This window comes from Corynebacterium sp. ACRPS, from assembly GCF_022346005.1.
Classification (GTDB): Bacteria; Actinomycetota; Actinomycetes; order Mycobacteriales; family Mycobacteriaceae; genus Corynebacterium.
In genome coordinates this window covers 93157-109107 of the sequence record NZ_JAKRMY010000006.1, presented here as the reverse complement: position 1 = coordinate 109107, position 15951 = coordinate 93157, and the positions used below count along the sequence as shown (strand labels likewise).

General features: G+C 59.4%; 19 protein-coding genes and 1 pseudogene. 16 read left to right on the top strand and 4 right to left on the bottom strand.

All coding sequences use genetic code 11. The annotated features are described in order from the left end of the window. The first annotated feature begins 16 nt into the window (after window positions 1–16). From rplB to rpsQ, 7 genes are read left to right on the top strand one after another with little or no spacing between them, the layout of a single operon-like run. Window positions 17–853 (top strand): 50S ribosomal protein L2, encoded by an 837-nt coding sequence (rplB, locus tag MHX65_RS05065; protein ID WP_005276935.1) that lies wholly within the window; start codon window positions 17–19, stop codon window positions 851–853. 13 nt (window positions 854–866) lie between these two features. Then, on the top strand, window positions 867–1145 hold the full coding sequence (rpsS, locus tag MHX65_RS05060) for a 30S ribosomal protein S19 (protein WP_005276936.1): 279 nt from the start codon (window positions 867–869) through the stop codon (window positions 1143–1145). Between the two features lie 3 nt (window positions 1146–1148). Further along, window positions 1149–1511 (top strand): 50S ribosomal protein L22, encoded by a 363-nt coding sequence (rplV, locus tag MHX65_RS05055; RefSeq protein WP_005276938.1) that lies wholly within the window; start codon window positions 1149–1151, stop codon window positions 1509–1511. After that, window positions 1511–2257, top strand: coding sequence for a 30S ribosomal protein S3 (gene rpsC / locus MHX65_RS05050; RefSeq protein ID WP_005276941.1), 747 nt, complete (start codon window positions 1511–1513; stop codon window positions 2255–2257). Before rplV ends, rpsC begins: the two co-directional genes overlap by 1 nt. A gap of 3 nt (window positions 2258–2260) precedes the next feature. Further along, window positions 2261–2677: a 50S ribosomal protein L16 gene (gene rplP / locus MHX65_RS05045; protein ID WP_005276943.1), complete on the top strand. Its 417-nt coding sequence runs from the start codon at window positions 2261–2263 to the stop codon at window positions 2675–2677. Next, complete coding sequence (rpmC, locus tag MHX65_RS05040; RefSeq protein ID WP_005276944.1) at window positions 2677–2907, top strand: 50S ribosomal protein L29; 231 nt, start codon at window positions 2677–2679, stop codon at window positions 2905–2907. The genes rplP and rpmC overlap by 1 nt, the downstream gene beginning before the upstream one ends. A 2-nt stretch (window positions 2908–2909) precedes the next feature. Next, entirely contained in the window at window positions 2910–3218 is a 309-nt protein-coding gene (rpsQ, locus tag MHX65_RS05035) for a 30S ribosomal protein S17 (protein WP_239269114.1), read from the top strand. A 71-nt stretch (window positions 3219–3289) separates the two neighbouring features. On the opposite strand, the gene MHX65_RS05030 is transcribed toward rpsQ, so the two are convergent. After that, a complete protein-coding gene (locus MHX65_RS05030) occupies window positions 3290–4084 on the bottom strand; it encodes a siderophore-interacting protein (RefSeq protein WP_239269113.1) in 795 nt (264 codons plus the stop codon). 127 nt (window positions 4085–4211) lie between these two features. Here MHX65_RS05030 and MHX65_RS05025 point away from each other — a divergent pair, with 127 nt between their 5' ends. The 4 genes from MHX65_RS05025 (at window position 4212) to MHX65_RS05010 (ending at window position 8182) form a co-directional block, all read left to right on the top strand. Then, window positions 4212–5159 carry an ABC transporter substrate-binding protein gene (locus tag MHX65_RS05025; RefSeq protein WP_239269112.1) on the top strand — a complete coding sequence of 316 codons (948 nt, stop codon included), beginning with the start codon at window positions 4212–4214 and terminating at the stop codon, window positions 5157–5159. A gap of 75 nt (window positions 5160–5234) precedes the next feature. Then, window positions 5235–6239, top strand: a complete 1005-nt coding sequence (locus tag MHX65_RS05020; RefSeq protein WP_239269131.1) for a FecCD family ABC transporter permease — start codon at window positions 5235–5237, stop codon at window positions 6237–6239. Continuing rightward, the gene (locus tag MHX65_RS05015) at window positions 6236–7270 is read left to right on the top strand and encodes a FecCD family ABC transporter permease (protein WP_239269111.1); all 1035 of its coding nucleotides are present in this window, start codon (window positions 6236–6238) and stop codon (window positions 7268–7270) included. Before MHX65_RS05020 ends, MHX65_RS05015 begins: the two co-directional genes overlap by 4 nt. Window positions 7271–7354: 84 nt before the next feature. After that, entirely contained in the window at window positions 7355–8182 is an 828-nt protein-coding gene (locus MHX65_RS05010) for an ABC transporter ATP-binding protein (protein WP_239269130.1), read from the top strand. Window positions 8183–8220: 38 nt separating this feature from the next. Here the strand turns inward: MHX65_RS05010 and MHX65_RS05005 are convergent, their stop codons facing one another. Together MHX65_RS05005 and MHX65_RS05000 are read right to left on the bottom strand one after the other, a co-directional pair. Beyond that, window positions 8221–8616, bottom strand: a complete 396-nt coding sequence (locus tag MHX65_RS05005; RefSeq protein ID WP_239269110.1) for a multidrug transporter — start codon at window positions 8614–8616, stop codon at window positions 8221–8223. Beyond that, window positions 8613–9497, bottom strand: coding sequence for a carbohydrate kinase family protein (locus tag MHX65_RS05000; protein WP_239269109.1), 885 nt, complete (start codon window positions 9495–9497; stop codon window positions 8613–8615). Before MHX65_RS05000 ends, MHX65_RS05005 begins: the two co-directional genes overlap by 4 nt. A 20-nt stretch (window positions 9498–9517) precedes the next feature. Between MHX65_RS05000 and MHX65_RS04995 the strand changes: the two genes are divergently transcribed. From MHX65_RS04995 to rplE, 5 genes are all read left to right on the top strand, one after another. Then, the gene (locus MHX65_RS04995; RefSeq protein ID WP_239269108.1) at window positions 9518–10726 is read left to right on the top strand and encodes a glycoside hydrolase family 32 protein; all 1209 of its coding nucleotides are present in this window, start codon (window positions 9518–9520) and stop codon (window positions 10724–10726) included. A gap of 124 nt (window positions 10727–10850) precedes the next feature. After that, on the top strand, window positions 10851–12878 hold the full coding sequence (locus tag MHX65_RS04990; RefSeq protein ID WP_239269107.1) for a sucrose-specific PTS transporter subunit IIBC: 2028 nt from the start codon (window positions 10851–10853) through the stop codon (window positions 12876–12878). Between the two features lie 1175 nt (window positions 12879–14053). Further along, the gene (gene rplN, locus MHX65_RS04985; protein ID WP_023025193.1) at window positions 14054–14422 is read left to right on the top strand and encodes a 50S ribosomal protein L14; all 369 of its coding nucleotides are present in this window, start codon (window positions 14054–14056) and stop codon (window positions 14420–14422) included. A gap of 4 nt (window positions 14423–14426) precedes the next feature. Then, entirely contained in the window at window positions 14427–14741 is a 315-nt protein-coding gene (rplX, locus tag MHX65_RS04980) for a 50S ribosomal protein L24 (protein WP_005276967.1), read from the top strand. A 2-nt stretch (window positions 14742–14743) separates the two neighbouring features. After that, the gene (rplE, locus tag MHX65_RS04975; protein WP_005276969.1) at window positions 14744–15295 is read left to right on the top strand and encodes a 50S ribosomal protein L5; all 552 of its coding nucleotides are present in this window, start codon (window positions 14744–14746) and stop codon (window positions 15293–15295) included. A gap of 97 nt (window positions 15296–15392) precedes the next feature. Here rplE and MHX65_RS11660 read toward each other — a convergent pair. After that, window positions 15393–15703 (bottom strand): annotated as a pseudogene (locus MHX65_RS11660) (transposase); the annotation flags it as partial. Between the last annotated feature and the right edge of the window lie 248 nt (window positions 15704–15951).

The following is a 15951-nucleotide window of genomic DNA, read 5'->3' as shown; positions in this document are numbered from 1 at the left end:
AGGAAAAGGAAGAATTATGGCTATTCGTAAGTACAAGCCGACAACTCCGGGTCGCCGCGCATCCTCCGTATCTGAGTTTGACGAGATCACTCGTTCGACTCCGGAGAAGTCCCTGCTGCGCCCGCTGAGCAAAACCGGTGGTCGTAATAACTACGGCCGCATCACCACCCGCCACATCGGCGGTGGCCACAAGCGCCGTTACCGTCTGATCGACTTCCGTCGTAACGACAAGGACGGCATTCCGGCAAAGGTCGCTCACATTGAGTACGACCCGAACCGCACCGCAAACATTGCATTGCTGCACTACGTAGATGGCGAGAAGCGCTACATCATTGCGCCGAAGGGCCTGAAGCAGGGTGCCGTTGTCGAGTCCGGCCCGAACGCAGATATCAAGGTGGGCAATAACCTGCCGCTGCGCAACATCCCGACCGGTTCGACCATCCACGCTGTTGAGCTCAAGCCTGGCGCTGGCGCTAAGCTGGCTCGCTCTGCTGGTGCTTCCATCCAGCTGCTGGGTAAGGAAGGCAAGTACGCAGTTCTGCGTATGCCGTCTTCTGAAATCCGCCGCGTGGACATCCGTTGCCGCGCAACGGTTGGTGAAGTTGGCAACGCCGAGCAGATGAACATCCGCTGGGGCAAGGCCGGCCGCATGCGTTGGAAGGGCGTTCGCCCGACCGTCCGTGGTGTCGTTATGAACCCGGTTGACCACCCACACGGTGGTGGTGAGGGTAAGACCTCCGGTGGTCGCCACCCAGTGTCCCCATGGGGTCACAAGGAGGGTCGCACCCGCAACCCGAACCGTTACTCCAACAACATGATCGTGCGCCGTCGTCGCCCGAACAAGAAGCGCTAAGAGGAGGTAAACAATGCCACGCAGCCTTAAGAAAGGCCCGTTCGTCGATGAGCACCTCCTCAACAAGGTGGATGCTCAAAACGATGCAGGCACCAAGCAGGTCATCAAGACCTGGTCTCGCCGCTCGACCATTCTCCCCGATTTCATCGGACACACCTTCGCCGTCCACGACGGCCGCAAGCATGTGCCGGTCTTCATCGAGGACTCCATGGTCGGCCACAAGTTGGGCGAGTTTGCACCAACCAAGACCTTTAAGGGTCACGTCAAGGATGACAAGAAGGGACGTCGATAAGCGATGAGTGAGACCATCACCTCCGCATCCGCCACGGCCCGCTACGTCCGCGTTACCCCGATGAAGGCACGTCGTGTGCTCGATCTGGTCCGCGGCAAGTCCGTAAGCGAAGCTTTGGCAATCCTGAAGTACGCACCGCAGGGTGCTTCCAAGCCAGTTGCAAAGGTCGTTGCTTCCGCAGCCGCTAACGCTGAGAACAACTTCGGCCTCGACCCACGCACCCTGGTCATCTCTGAGGCATACGCCAACGAGGGACCGACCATGCGTCGTTTCCAGCCGCGTGCACAGGGTCGTGCATTCATGATTCGTAAGCGCACCAGCCACATCACCGTGGTTGTCGAAAGCCAGCAGGAAGGGGCCAAGTAATGGGCCAGAAGATCCATCCTCACGGCCTACGTTTGGGCATCACCTCCGACTGGAAGACCCACTGGTTCGCGGATAAGGACTACGCGAACTACGTAGCCGAAGACATCAAGATTCGTAACTACCTCAACAAGGGCCTCGAGCGCGCCGGCATCGCCGACATTGTTATCGAGCGCACCCGTGACCGCGTACGCGTGGACATTCACACCGCCCGCCCGGGCATCGTGATTGGCCGCCGTGGTGCTGAGGCTGACCGCATCCGTCGCGAGCTGGAAAAGCTCACCGGCAAGATGGTTGCCCTCAACATCCTCGAGGTCAAGCAGGTAGACGCAAACGCAACCCTCGTTGCTCACTCCATTGCGGAGCAGCTGGTTAACCGCGTCGCATTCCGTCGTGCAATGCGCAAGGCTATCCAGTCCGCTATGCGCCAGCCACAGGTTAAGGGCATCAAGATCCTGCTGTCCGGCCGCCTGGGCGGTGCAGAAATGTCCCGCGTCGAGCGCTACCACGAGGGCCGCGTTCCGCTGCACACTCTTCGCGCCGAGATCGACTACGGCACCGCAGAGGCCCACACCACCTTCGGCCGCATCGGCATCAAGGTGTGGATCTACAAGGGTGACGTCGTCGGTGGCGTACGCGAGTCCGAACTGAACGCTCCGGCACAGGGCCGTGGCCGTGGTGACCGCAACGGTCGCTCCCGCCGCGGTGGCCAGCGCCGCCAGCGTGCACAGCAGAAGCAGGAGGGCTAATCCATGCTGATTCCTAAGCGTGTTAAGTACCGCCGTCAGCACCGCCCGAGCCGTCGTGGCGTGTCCAAGGGCGGAAACCGCATTAACTTCGGCGATTACGCAATCCAGGCACTGGAGCCTGCGTACATCACCAACCGTCAGATTGAGGCCGCACGTATTGCCATCAACCGCCACGTTAAGCGTGGTGGCAAGGTGTGGATCAACATCTTCCCGGACCGTCCGTTGACCCAGAAGCCGCTCGGTGTTCGTATGGGTTCTGGTAAGGGCCCGGTTGAGAAGTGGGTGGCTAACGTGAAGCCTGGCCGCGTACTTTTCGAGATGAGCTACCCAACTGAGGCTGTTGCAATCGAGGCTCTGCGCCGCGCTGGCCAGAAGCTTCCTTGCAAGGTCCGCATCATCAAGAAGGAGGACCAGTTCTAATGGCAACCGGTACCCCCGCCCACGAGTTCCGTGAGCTCGACAACGCAGAGCTGGAAACCCGTCTGAAGGATGCGAAGGAAGAACTGTTCAACCTTCGTTTCCAGAAGGCCACCGGCCAGCTGACCAACAACCGCCGCATCGGCACGGTTAAGCGCGACATTGCCCGCATCTACACCGTTCTGCGCGAGCGCGAGCTGGGCCTGTCTGTCGCTCCGGGAGCTGAGGCTTAATCATGAGTGAGGCTAACGTGACTGAATCCAAGAAGGGACCAACTCCGAAGAAGGAGAAGGTCAAGGGTGCTCCTAAGGTCCGCACCGGCTACGTCGTCTCGGACAAGATGTCCAAGACCATCGTCGTCGAGATCGAAGACCGCAAGCAGCACGCTCTGTACGGCAAGATCATGCGCTCTAACAAGAAGGTTAAGGCGCACGATGAGGAAGAAACCGCAGGCGTAGGCGATCTCGTACGTATCGCTGAGACCCGCCCGCTGTCCAAGGACAAGCACTTCCGTCTCGTAAAGATCATCGAGAAGGCTAAGTAAAACCTAGCCAGCGCAGCCCCTGTACCGGACCATATGGTTCGATACAGGGGCCTTTCGCTGTTTTAGAGCTCTTAAGGCCGGGCCCTTCCGTAGAACCAGTAGGGCACCCAGGTGACGTCGTCGGAAGAAAGGCCCCAATCTCTCACCACGAGGCCCCGGACCTTCTTCGCCAAGTCCCCCTCGCCGGAGACCCACACGTATCCTGGCGTCGGCGCACCGGCATAATCTGCTTTCAGCGTGGCAACGACAGAATCCGCCTCCTTGTGCGGCTCGGTGCGAAGGACGCGCATGCTGCGCACGCGGGACTCCCACCTGTCCGTAAGCCCGGGCTCTACCTCGTCATCGCTGGTGACCACCGCTACAACGTCGGTGGAACCGAGCTTCGCTGGGTCATGTTCCTCTTGGTAGGAAAGGATGTGCCGAAGGGCAGGCAGGGCGGAGGCATCGGCGACCAATAGCTGCGCAGCCTCGGTAGGCCGCCACATCTCGTTGCAGGTAAAGAACCCCGCTGTATCGCCGGGTTGCGCGCGCAGAATCCATCGCGAGCCGGGGCCGGAATCGCCGTGGGTGACCACATCGACATCGATAGTGGCCTCCTCGGGGTGGAGCGCGCGGATGGTGTACCAGCGCAGGTCCGGCCGCGTCTCCTCGTCTATAGCGGCGACGGCGGCTCGGAGGTTAACGCCGTCGACGGGGAAGGGCGTAAATTCCTGCCCGGTTTGGGGCATGACAAGGCCAAAGAATTCATCGGGGCCGGCAAGGTCATACGTCCGGAACGCCTCGGCATGAAACGTCAGGCGGTGCAGGCGCGGCCGGATCAGTTCATTCGCGGTCAGGGTAACGGGAATCAGTGCGTGTTCAGTCATCGGGGACGATTGTAGGGAACAGCTCATGCATTCAACATACTCGTTCGAAGCTAAGCCTTGCCTAATCCTTTGATTGGGGTCTAGGATCAGCAACGTCAATTTCTTCCTTTTTGAAAGGGCCAGCTTCATGAAGATTTTCGGACGCCGCACCATGGGCGTTGTGGCACTGCTGTCAGCCGGAGCCGTCGCATTAGCCGGTTGCTCGCGTGGTGAGGGCGATGAAAGCACGCAGTCCACCGACGCCGCCAGCGAAGAGCGCGTGGCTAGCCTGGGCCTGGGGGATGCCGATACGCTGCTCGCCCTAGGCATTACTCCCGTGACGGTGGCGCCGTGGGGCGCTGAGGGCGATGGCGATCCTTCCGGCGTTGGCCCGTGGTCAAAGAAGCTGCTTGGCGATGCCAAGCCTGAGGTCATCTACAACACCGCAACTGGTTTCACCGCGGATACCTTCGAGCAGATTACCGCTGCTGATCCCACCAAGATTATTGCTGTGAACCAGGCAGTAGATGCGCGCACGAAGGAATCCCTGGAGGATATCGCGCCGACCACCGTCAAGCCGGATGGCTATGAAGACTGGCAGGTTCCCTGGGAGGACCAAGTTGAGGCCATCGCGGATGCCGTGGATAAGGAAGACGAAGGCGATAAACTTATCAAGGACACCGAGAACGCCTTCGAGGAATTCCGCCGCGAGCACACCGAGTTGCAGGGCAAGTCCGCAGCCATCGTCATGCCTTATGACGGCAAGATTGGCCTGTACACCGATGAGGATGGGCGCGGCCAGTTCATCGAGGATCTTGGCATGGAAATCCCCGATGAGTTGAAGGGCGATGACAGCAGCTTCTTCGTTGACATTGCCCCGGAAAACTACGCAAAGCTGAACCAGGTTGATCACCTCTTTGTCCTGGACTACAACGGCTCTGCCGATGTCTTGAAGAAGGATAAGACCTTCCAGGGCCTCGATGTAGTCAAGGATAAGCGTGTGCGCTACCTGGACACGGATACTGGCAACGCCATGAGCATGCCGAACCCAGTGACCATCCCTTGGGCAATAGATAAGTTTGAAGAGAAGCTGTAATTGTCAGCAACCACGAAGGACGGCCAGACTATCCAGACGGGTTCCACAGCGCAAAACCCCACAGCCACACCGGTGATGGAGCGGGGAAAGGGTCGCACGACGTTCCTTGTCGCCCTCATCCTCGCCAGCCTCGCGCTGGCGGTGGCGTCCTTGGCGCTGGGTTCCCGTTCCATTCCACCCGATGAGGTCATCGCCGCGCTGCGCAGGGCAGGCGAGCAGGATATCCGCGATATCGTGTGGAACCTGCGCATGCCGCGCACCTTCTTGGCCTATTTCGCCGGCGCGGCCCTTGCCGTCGCCGGTGTCTTGGCGCAATCGTGGACCAGGAACCCGCTGGCGGACCCGGGCTTTATCGGTATTACCGCGGGCGCGTCGTTCTTCGTTGCCCTAGGCACGGCCATTGGCATCGCTACCACCACCGGCATGCGGACCACCCTCGCGCTCGTTGGCGCGGGCATTACCACGCTGCTGGTTCTGGCCGTCTCGCGGCGGTTCCAGGACCCACTGACGCTCATTCTCGTCGGCGCCGGCGTCTCCGCCGCCTTGGGATCGGGCGCGGCGATCATCGGCCTGTATTCCACGGACGTGCTCGATAGCATGCGGCGCTGGACCATCGGCTCGACCTTTGGGCGCGGCCCAGAAGACGTCGCCATTGCGGGTATTGGCCTGCTCATTGGCCTCGCGTGCGCGGCGATGGCGGCTAGGCCGCTCGACCTTTTGGCCATGGGGGAGGAGTCCTCGCTCGCCTTGGGCGGGTCTCCCACCACCGCGCGGGTGGGCGCGGCGCTCAGCGTCGTGGTGCTGGCCGGCAGCGCCACGGCGGCAACGGGCCCCATTGCCTTCGTCGGCTTCGCCATCCCTCACATCGTGCGGCGGGTGGTTGGCCCCAGCGTGGCCACGATGATCTTGCCCTCCGCGCTCTTGGGCGGTTGCGCCGTGCTCGCGGCCGATATCATCGGCCGGCTCATCGTGGGTAACTCGGAGCTAGAGATGTCTATCGTGCTTGCCATCGTGGGCGCGCCCTTCCTCATTTGGGGCGCCCACCGTGGCGTGGGCAGAGCGTGGGGCGATAACGCATGACAACAATAAACAGTATCCTGCAAGCGCAACAGCGTCGCCAGCACGTCCGCGTGCTCGCCTCTACGCTCGTATTTGGCCTTATTGCGCTTGCCGCCTACCTGGTATTGCTGGGGCAAGGGCCGCTGGAATTGAGCCCGCGGCAGGTCCTCGATGTGCTCACCGGCGGCGGCAGCGAGAGCCACATCAGGGTGGTGTGGGACTTGCGCCTGCCTGTTGCCATCGCCACCGTCATCGTCGGCGCCGCCCTCGGCGTGGCCGGTTCGTGGACGCAGACCATGGCCCGCAACCCGCTAGCATCGCCGGATATCCTCGGCGTTACTGGCGGCGCATCGGTCCTGGTGGTGCTGGGCACCGTGCATTCGCGCCCCGGTTTCGCGGACGGTATCCCGGACTTCTGGTGGCGGGCATGCTTGGCGATGTGCGGTGCCCTCCTCGTCGTTATTCTCCTCGCCGTCTTGGGTGGCATCGGCACGAGCAATCGCATCGTCATCGTCGGCATTGCCTTATCGCTGATGTTTCAGGCCATCGTGGCGTATTTGATGCGCAGCGCCCAGATCCAGCGCGCGGCCGAGGCACAGACGTGGCTGGCAGGCTCGACCGGGTTCGTGCGCATGGAGGTCATCGTCCCTCTGCTGGTGGCCCTGGCGCCGTTTCTCGCCATAGGCATCTGGTGCGCGCGGGAGCTGCCGCTGCTTGCCCATGATGATTCCTCCGCGACCACCCTGGGTGTCAATATCACCCGCCAGCGCGCCCTGTTGCTCATCGCGGCAACCGGTATCTGTGCCGTGGTGGTTTCGGTGGTGGGACCCATTGGATTTATCGCGCTGCTAGCGCCGCACCTGGCGCGGATGGTGGCGCGCACGCCTACGCCATCGCCGGTGGCATCGGCAGCCGCGGGCGCAGCGCTGCTGACCGTGTGCGCCGTCATCGCTGGCGCGATTCCGGTCAATGCCCCGGTGGGCGCGGTTTCCTCGGTCATCGGCGGCTGCGCCCTGGTGGTATTGGTGTGGAATGCGGCCCGGCGCACCTAAACGCTGTGGCGCGCGACAGCGAGGACCGGACAAACGAGCCAACCACAAAGTCCTACACAGTCGTTCGTGGATGAAGGAAAAGATATGACGGATAATCAGCCCACGCGCTCGAAGCGCCGGTGCAGCCTCGAAGCCACCGGCATCCATGCGGGATATAAGGACGGCGAGGATATCCTCGCCGGCGTCGACCTGCACGCCCGCGCCGGTGAGGTCACCACGCTCATTGGGCCCAATGGCTGCGGCAAGTCCACGCTGCTTAAGACGCTATCTAAAATCCTGGCCCCGCGGCAGGGCAGCGTCATGGTCGGGGAGGCTGACCTGCATGCGATGAACGCGAAGGAAGCCGCGCAGCAGGTGGCATTGCTGCCACAGCACCCCGTGGCGCCGGATGGGCTGCGGGTAGGCGAGTTGGTCGCGCGCGGGCGCCACCCCTATCAGGGCAGGATGCGCGGCCTTTCTCCTACGGACCGAGAGATCATCGCCCAGGCCTGCGAGGCCACGGAGATTGTGGACTTCCTCGACCGCGATATCGCCTCCCTGTCGGGCGGGCAGCGCCAGCGTGTCTGGCTCGCATTGGCTCTGGCGCAAGATACGCCGGTGCTGCTTCTTGATGAACCCACGACCTTCCTTGACCCCGCCCATGCCATGAGCATGTTGGAGCTGGCTCGCGCACAGGCGCGCGCCGGCAAAACGGTGGTTGTGGTCCTGCACGATCTCATGCTCGCGGGCCACTACTCCGATTCCATGGTGGTGATGAAGGCCGGCGATATCATCGCGCGCGGGGCGCCGAAACAAGCGCTGGCTCCGAAGGTATTGGCGCAGGCCTATGGTATCGAGGCGGAGGCCTGGGACGACCCGCTTGGCGATGCCCCCATTATCGTCCCTCGCCGCGTCCTCCCCAGCGACAGCTAAGCGCTGCCCGCGCTAAGCGCCAGGAGCGTTTGGCTTGGCTACTGCCGCGCCAACCGGCGGATGTCCAAAACCGAAATGGCGATGATGAAGAGGTTGAGCACGCAGCCGACACTCAACAGGAAATTGCCAATGCGGTAGGTGCCCGTACCCACGGCCGCCATGTTGCCGTATATGTAGATCCAGATTACCCAGCCCACCAGCAGCACGATGCCGGCGATGCCGGAGAGTAGCTTGAGGCTGCGTGGGGAGGCGGGGGCGAAGAATTTAAAGGCGGCATCGATAAGCGCGCCCGCTGCAAGGATGATGCTTACTCCACCCGAGAGCCAGAGGGGGAGTAGGGCTGCGGTGCCGACGACGACGGGGAGGATGAACGCGAGGAACGCTAAGAGGAATAGTCCCAGGTGTATCCACAGCGTGCGCTTGGTATAGCTCATAGGGCAGACTCTACTTCCTTGCGCAGTGGGGGATTGGCGCCGGTGCGGGAGACGGTGATGCCGGCTGCGGTGGCAGCGAAGTGGAGGATTTCGCGCCACTCTTCGGCGCTTAGTGCTGCGGCCTTGTCCACATCGAGGCCACGTTCATCTAATTGCGCCAAAAGGGCTGCCATGATGGTGTCGCCGGCACCGATGGTATCGGTGACTTCAACTGCGGCGGCGGGAACGTCGAGGGACGTGTCCCCAGCCCTGACGCTAATTCCGTCGCCGCCGCGGGTGGTGACCACGATGGGCACTTGGTTGGTGAAGTCCTCGCCTAAAAAGTCCACCTCTTCATCTGATAGCTTCAGCACCGAGACGTGTGGCAGCAAATCCGTCAGGAATTTCTTATGCGCTTCGGTGGCATAAAAGGGCCGGATACTGGGATCTAGGGCCACGAGCGTTCCCTGTGCGGCGAAGTCCCTGAGCAGCTGCGCGTAGCGGGAAGCGCCCGGTTCCAAGGCCAGGGAGACGGTACCGAAGCAGGCGATATCTGCCGGAGCTAGTTTGGGCTCAACGAAGCGATCTGCGGTGCCTTCCACATAAAAGTTATAAGAAGCCGTGCCGTTTTCCGCGATGGTGGTCACCGCCAAGGTGGTCGGTTCTTCGCCGCGCTGCACGTGGGCGGTCTCGACGCCTTCTTCCTCCAAGCGTCGAAATAATTCTTGGCCAAACCCATCGGTAGAAATCCGCGATTGAAACTCCACGTCCGCGCCCAAGCGCGCCGCCGCGATGGCCACGTTGAAGGGGCCGCCGCCCAGCGCCGGGGTGAGGTCATTCAAGCGGCCGGGGGATACCGGAACCAAGTCCACGAGGCCTTCGCCGCACACATGAATAGTCATAGTTCCATAGTATCGGGGACATGAACCACCGACCGAACTTTCACCTTGCCCCACCACTGGGCCGCCTCAATGACCCCAATGGCCTTTTTGTGGATGGCGATATTCTGCACGCGTATTACCAGCATGACCCTGCTTTTCCGCACAAGCCCAAGCGGACTGGCTGGGGTCACGCCACCACCACGGTGTCCGCGCCTACTCCATGGCGGCATTATCCCGATGCGCTCTATCCTGACCTGCCCTATGACAAGGATGGGTGCTACTCCGGCGGGGCCGTTGTTGATGGCACTGACGTGTGGCTTTTTTATACGGGGAACTTGAAAGAAGACGGGCGCCGCATCCCGTCGCAGAACCGCGTGCGGGTTATAGACCCTTCCGGGCCAGAAGGCGGGATCTATGTCCGCGATACCGACAACCCGCTCATCGCTGATTCTCCGGAGGGATATACCGGCCATTTCCGCGATCCCCATATTTCCCGCGCCGGGGAGGGAGGGCGCATGGTCATTGGTGCGCAAACGGAAGACGAACGCGGAACCATCGTGCTGTATTATTCGCAGGATTTAAAGCGGTGGGAATTCCAAGGTGAGCTTGTTTTTGATGATCCCGCGCAGCTTCCCGGTGGCTATATGTGGGAGTGTCCCAACCTGCTGACCTTTGGGGATAAACACGTGCTGATCTTCTGCCCACAGGAGGAAACGGACCGGTGTGGCTACGTCGTCGGCACCTTGGACGGGCTTAATTTCCACGTTGAGCGCGGCTTTACCCTTCTGGATCACGGCACGCAGTTTTATGCGCCGCAAGCAACCGAGGAAAATATCCTGTTGGGCTGGATGGGCATGCCCGGTCATGATGAGACGCCAACGCAGGGGTGGGTGCATACCTTGACTATTCCGCGGCGGCTGTGGCTGGAAGATAACTACCTGTGTCAAGAACCGCTGTGGCCTGCGCTGCCGGAAACCCGCGGCAGGGACGGCTTTGGCTCGACCATCGATGTAACGGGGGAGGGGGCTTATGCGCTTGTCGACGCCACCGGGAAGGAAGCGTTCCGCGTGGTGCAAGGCGGTGGCACCATCTCTTTCAACGGCGGTGAGCCGATCACATGCCCCGATGGAGAAATGCGGCTCATTGCCGATGGCTGCGCCGTAGAAGTCTTTGCCGGCGGCGGTCGCATCGCCGCGTCCTTCGCCGTTTTTGGGGATGCTCCCTGGCAGGCATGGGAGCCGCTGGACTAAGACCCTGCGAAACTAGGGTCGACAGCTTTTTGCTTTGTGGACATTTGGGTCCAAACAGACTTAAATGGGAAGTAGCCAATCACATCCGGTCATTTGATGTGACCTAAATAACAAAGGTCGGTCCATGGAGCATAAAGAGGTCGCCGCCCGCACCCTGAAGGCATTAGGCGACGAAGAAAATATTATTGCCCTTGCCCACTGCGCCACGCGCTTGCGCATGGTCTTGGATGATTCGGACAAGGTCGATACCGCAGCGCTAGACAACGATCCGGATCTGAAGGGCACCTTCGAAGCCGGTGGCATGTTCCAGGTCATCGTGGGCCCGGGTGATGTCAATATCGTCTTTCAGGAGATGACCAAGTCCATTTCCAAGGACGTCGCCGTGTCCACCGATCGCTTGAAGGATATTGCCGCGGAATCCGGCAACTGGTTTTCCCGCGCGGTCAAGGTCTTGGCCGATATCTTTGTTCCGCTAATCCCCATCCTGCTCGGCGGCGGTTTGTTGATGGCATTAAATAATGTGCTGACCGCGCCGGGACTATTTGGGGATCAATCCGTCATCGAAATGTATCCCTCGTGGGAAGGTTTTGCTGGGCTGGTCAACCTCCTGGCATCCGCTCCCTTTGCTTTCTTGCCCATCCTTGTGGGCTTTACTGCTACTAAGCGCTTTGGCGGCAATGAATTCCTCGGCGCTGGCATGGCCATGGCGATGGTCATGCCGGATTTGGTTAGCGGCTATAACGTTGCCGAGGCTATTGAAAATGGCGAGATGCCCTACTGGGATATCTTTGGCATCGACGTTGCCCAAGCTGGCTACCAGGGCTCCATCTTGCCCATTCTGGTCATCGCCTGGATCCTGGCGACGATTGAAAAGTTCCTGCACAAGCACCTCAAGGGCACCGTGGACTTCATGCTTACACCCCTGCTTACCCTGCTGGTGACGGGCTTTATTACCTTTATGGGGCTGGGCCCAATCTTGCGCACCGCCGGTGAGTGGTTGGGCATGGGGCTGGCCAACTTGTATGACTTTGCCGGTCCCGTGGCGGGCTTCCTTTTCGGTCTGGTTTATTCGCCGATCGTCATTACCGGCCTACACCAATCCTTCCCGCCCATTGAGACGATGCTGTGGAATGAGGGCGGTTCCTTCATCTTCCCCATTGCCTCGATGGCCAATATTGCCCAAGGTGGTGTGGCCTTGGCCGTGTACTTCTTGGCGCGCTCCGAAAAGCTCAAGGGCTTGGCCGGCGCCTCAGGTATCTCGGCACTGTTTGGTATTACTGAGCCCGCGATTTTCGGCGTTAACCTGCGCCTGCGTTGGCCGTTTTATATCGGTATGGCGGCATCAGCTATTGCGTCTACGTTTATCGCCATTTTTGGCGTGCTTGCGGATGCCCTCGGTGCCGCCGGCTTCATTGGTTTCGTTTCCGTCCCCCGCTTTGTCCCGACCTTCTTGCTGTGTGGTGTCATCTCCTTCGCCGCAGCCTTCATCGGGGCCTACCTGTACGGGCGGGTGCTCATCCACCGCAACGGCACCATCGATCCTGATGAGGTCAATCCTCCCGCCGCACAGGCTATGGCCGCCGAGGCTGCTGAAGAGTTTGCTGCCAGCGCTTCCGCCGCCGCAGATGCCGCGACAATATTTTCCCCGCTAGAGGGAAATGCTGTGCCCCTATCCAAAGTTAAGGACCCCATGTTCGCCGGGGGCAAGCTAGGTAAAGGCGTTGCTATCGAACCGACCGTCGGCAAGCTCGTCGCGCCTGCCGATGGCACCATCACCGTGACCTTTCCTTCCCACCACGCCTACGCCCTGCGCGTAGACGACCCAGCGGTGGGACCGATTGACATCCTTATGCACATTGGCTTTGATACGGTAAACCTCAAGGGCGAACACTTCACCTCGCATGTCAATAAGGGCGATACCGTCAAGCAAGGCGAGGTCCTGGCTGAATTCGATATCGAGGCCATCAAGGAAGCGGGGCTGCCGGTAACGACGCCAATCGTTGTGTCCAACGCCAAGAAGACCGGTCCCGTTATTCCCACCGCGGCTTTCCGCGAGGGCGAGCTCATTGGCTCTGGGACGGACCTATTTACCGTTGACCCGAAGGCTCAGCAGGAGACTGCGGAGACTTCTACAAAGGAAGCAACGTCTTAAGGGCTGGGGTTTCTGATACAAGAAAGGCTGGGGATAAACCCAGCCTTTTACTTGCAGGTGTTCATTAGGCGCCGTTGCGCCGTTGCCCAGGCTTTGGGCGGCTGGTGTCACCACGGTGACAATGGCTACGGTATCGATCCCCTAGAAACCATAAGAGACCGCCAAGTCGGTCGCTACCAACACCGGCACGGCTAAGTTTTGTTGTGGGCCAATCGCGTGGGAAATTGCCTTAGGACTACTCAGGAATACGAGTGCTAACGCACACCTACCGTTTAGTGCAAGAGAATTGAACTATGCGAAGAATTTCCGGCGGGCGGTGAACACGCCGCCAAGCATCATTGCTGCAATGCTGAGGGCTGCCAGGAGCCGAGCGACAGTGTTCGAGCCGGTTTCTGCCGCCATGCCACGCGGAGCCTCAACAGCTGCAGGTGCTTCGGCTTCCACCGGTGTTTCGACGGGGGGGCCTGCTCAGGAGCTGTTTCCTCGATTGCGCCACTTTGAGCGATTACTTCTTCTTTGTTGTTTTTGATCATTTCTTGGGAGGCGGCCTTCTCTTCTGGAGTAGGCTCCAAGTGAGTCCGAGATTGATCTCTGATGTAGGTAATGCCGTCCTTGGCGAGGTACCACGTCACGCCACCGATTACGAGAACTGCTGCTAAGGCAGCAATTCCAATTCCACTTTGCGCCTGAGCGTTTGCTTCCGGCGTAGGGGCGGTGGGTGTGACGCCGAAGGTGAGGGCGCCAGCTAACGCCGTGGCGGTCAGAACTTTAGGTATGCGATTTATTTTTGTCCTTAGGGGGCAGTGGAATAGGGAAGAGTCCGTCTGAGAGATAAACGGATCTAAAGATTAACAGGATTCTTTGTGCTGCATTACCGCTGCGCAAAGAAAAATCGTCCGATTATTTAAAACCAGGCACAGCTGTCCTAAATAGGGGGGTGCTAGGGCGAAAAGTTGCTTCGCATTCGAAGTTTGGAAAGCGCCACCCCCATATGGTTGAATGTATAGGTTGCGAGAGCTGGTCGGTCCGTAGCGGTGCGTTTCCGAATCGCCGGTCCGAGACCCATCGACGCTTTACGGTGTTCGTTGTAAAGGCTCGAGCACAGCAAGTTTGTAGACCGCGTGTGGCAAGGACGGAAATCTTGTCGCACATCAATCCAGGTCAGGAGACCCATAGTGATTCAGCAAGAATCGCGTCTGCGCGTCGCCGACAACTCTGGTGCACGTGAAATTTTGTGCATCCGCGTTCTCGGTGGCTCTGTCCGACGCTCCGCTGGCATCGGCGACGTAATTGTCGCGACCGTCAAGGACGCTGTTCCAGGCGGCAGCGTAAAAGAAGGCGATGTAATTAAGGCAGTTATCGTCCGTGCGAAGAAGGAGACCCGTCGTCCAGACGGTTCCTACATCCGCTTTGACGAGAATGCTGCAGTTATTCTGAAGGGCGATAGCGAACCTCGCGGTACCCGTATCTTCGGCCCGGTTGCTCGTGAACTTCGTGACAAGCGTTTCATGAAGATCGTTTCTCTAGCACCGGAGGTGATCTAATCTTATGAAGATCCATAAGGGAGATATGGTGATTGTCATTTCGGGCCCAGATAAGGGTGCGAAGGGCAAGGTCATCGAGGCATACCCGAAGCGCGAAAAGGTCCTCGTTGAGGGCGTTAACCGCATCAAGAAGCACGTCGCAAACTCCGCTACCGAGCGTGGCGCTGAGTCCGGTGGAATCGTTACCCAAGAAGCCCCGATCCACGTGTCCAACGTTGCGATCGTTGACTCCGAGGGCAACCCGACCCGCGTGGGCTACCGTTTCGACGAGAACGGCAAAAAGGTCCGTATCGCGCGTAGCAACGGGAAGGACATCTAAAAATGAGCGAGAACTACACCCCGCGTCTGAAGACTCGCTACCGCGAGGAAATCCGCAAGAACCTGAACGAAGAGTTCAACTACGACAACGTCATGCAGATCCCTGGCGTCACCAAGGTGGTCGTCAACATGGGTGTTGGCGAAGCTGCTCGTGACTCCAAGGTCATCAATGGCGCTCTCGAGGACCTGACCGCTATCACTGGTCAGAAGCCGCAGCTGCGTCGCGCAAAGAAGTCCATCGCGAACTTCAAGTTGCGTGAAGGCATGCCCATCGGCGCACGCGTTACCCTGCGTGGCGACCGCATGTGGGAGTTCCTGGACCGTCTGCTGACCATCGCGCTGCCACGTATTCGTGACTTCCGTGGTCTGTCTGACCAGCAGTTTGACGGTCACGGTAACTACACCTTCGGCCTGTCCGAGCAGTCCATGTTCTACGAAATCGACATTGACAAGATCGATCGTCCCCGTGGTATGGATATCACCGTCGTTACCAGTGCTACCAACGACGAGGAGGGCCGTAAGCTCCTGCGCGAGCTCGGCTTCCCGTTCAAGTAAATAGATCGCTAAAAGGTCCCAACTTCCATGGAAGGAGTTGGGACCTTTTAGTTTTATTGTCATCTGTGGATTCTAGGGGTCATTGCAACGATGACGGTTACTTGGGTGTGATACTACCGGTTTGTGTCAGGGCGTTGGTCATGACTTCGGCTGGGGTGCGCCAGTTGAGTGCTTTGCGTGGTTTGTGGTTGTGAATGTTGGCGATCATCTCTAGGTCCGTGGCGGCGTAGATGTACAGGCCACTGTTTTGGCAAGGTTTCTTCTGAGCCTACCGTTGGTGTTTTCGTTGCTGCCTCTCTCCCACGGCGATCCTGGACGGCAGAAGTAGATGGGAATATCAGTGGCCATGGTAAAAGCTATATGGCCAGACACTTCACTTCCTTGGTCCGGTTGAGTCCTCCTTATTAAGTCTTATTAACATAAGGAGGGTCGAACCTATCATTAGCCCGAGGGAGAACGTGTAGTTTGAATCATTCATTAATCCACCAAAAATGGATAGCACAAACCCGACGAAAAATACCCCAGACTCCGATCTTGGGTAAAAATCTCTACGTATAGAGGCGTTATACAGGGTCAAGTATATTACTGCCATAGCAAGAGGGAAAACACTTAATTCTCCCCAGAAAAAGCCCGCTAGAGAAGTGGATACAAGAATG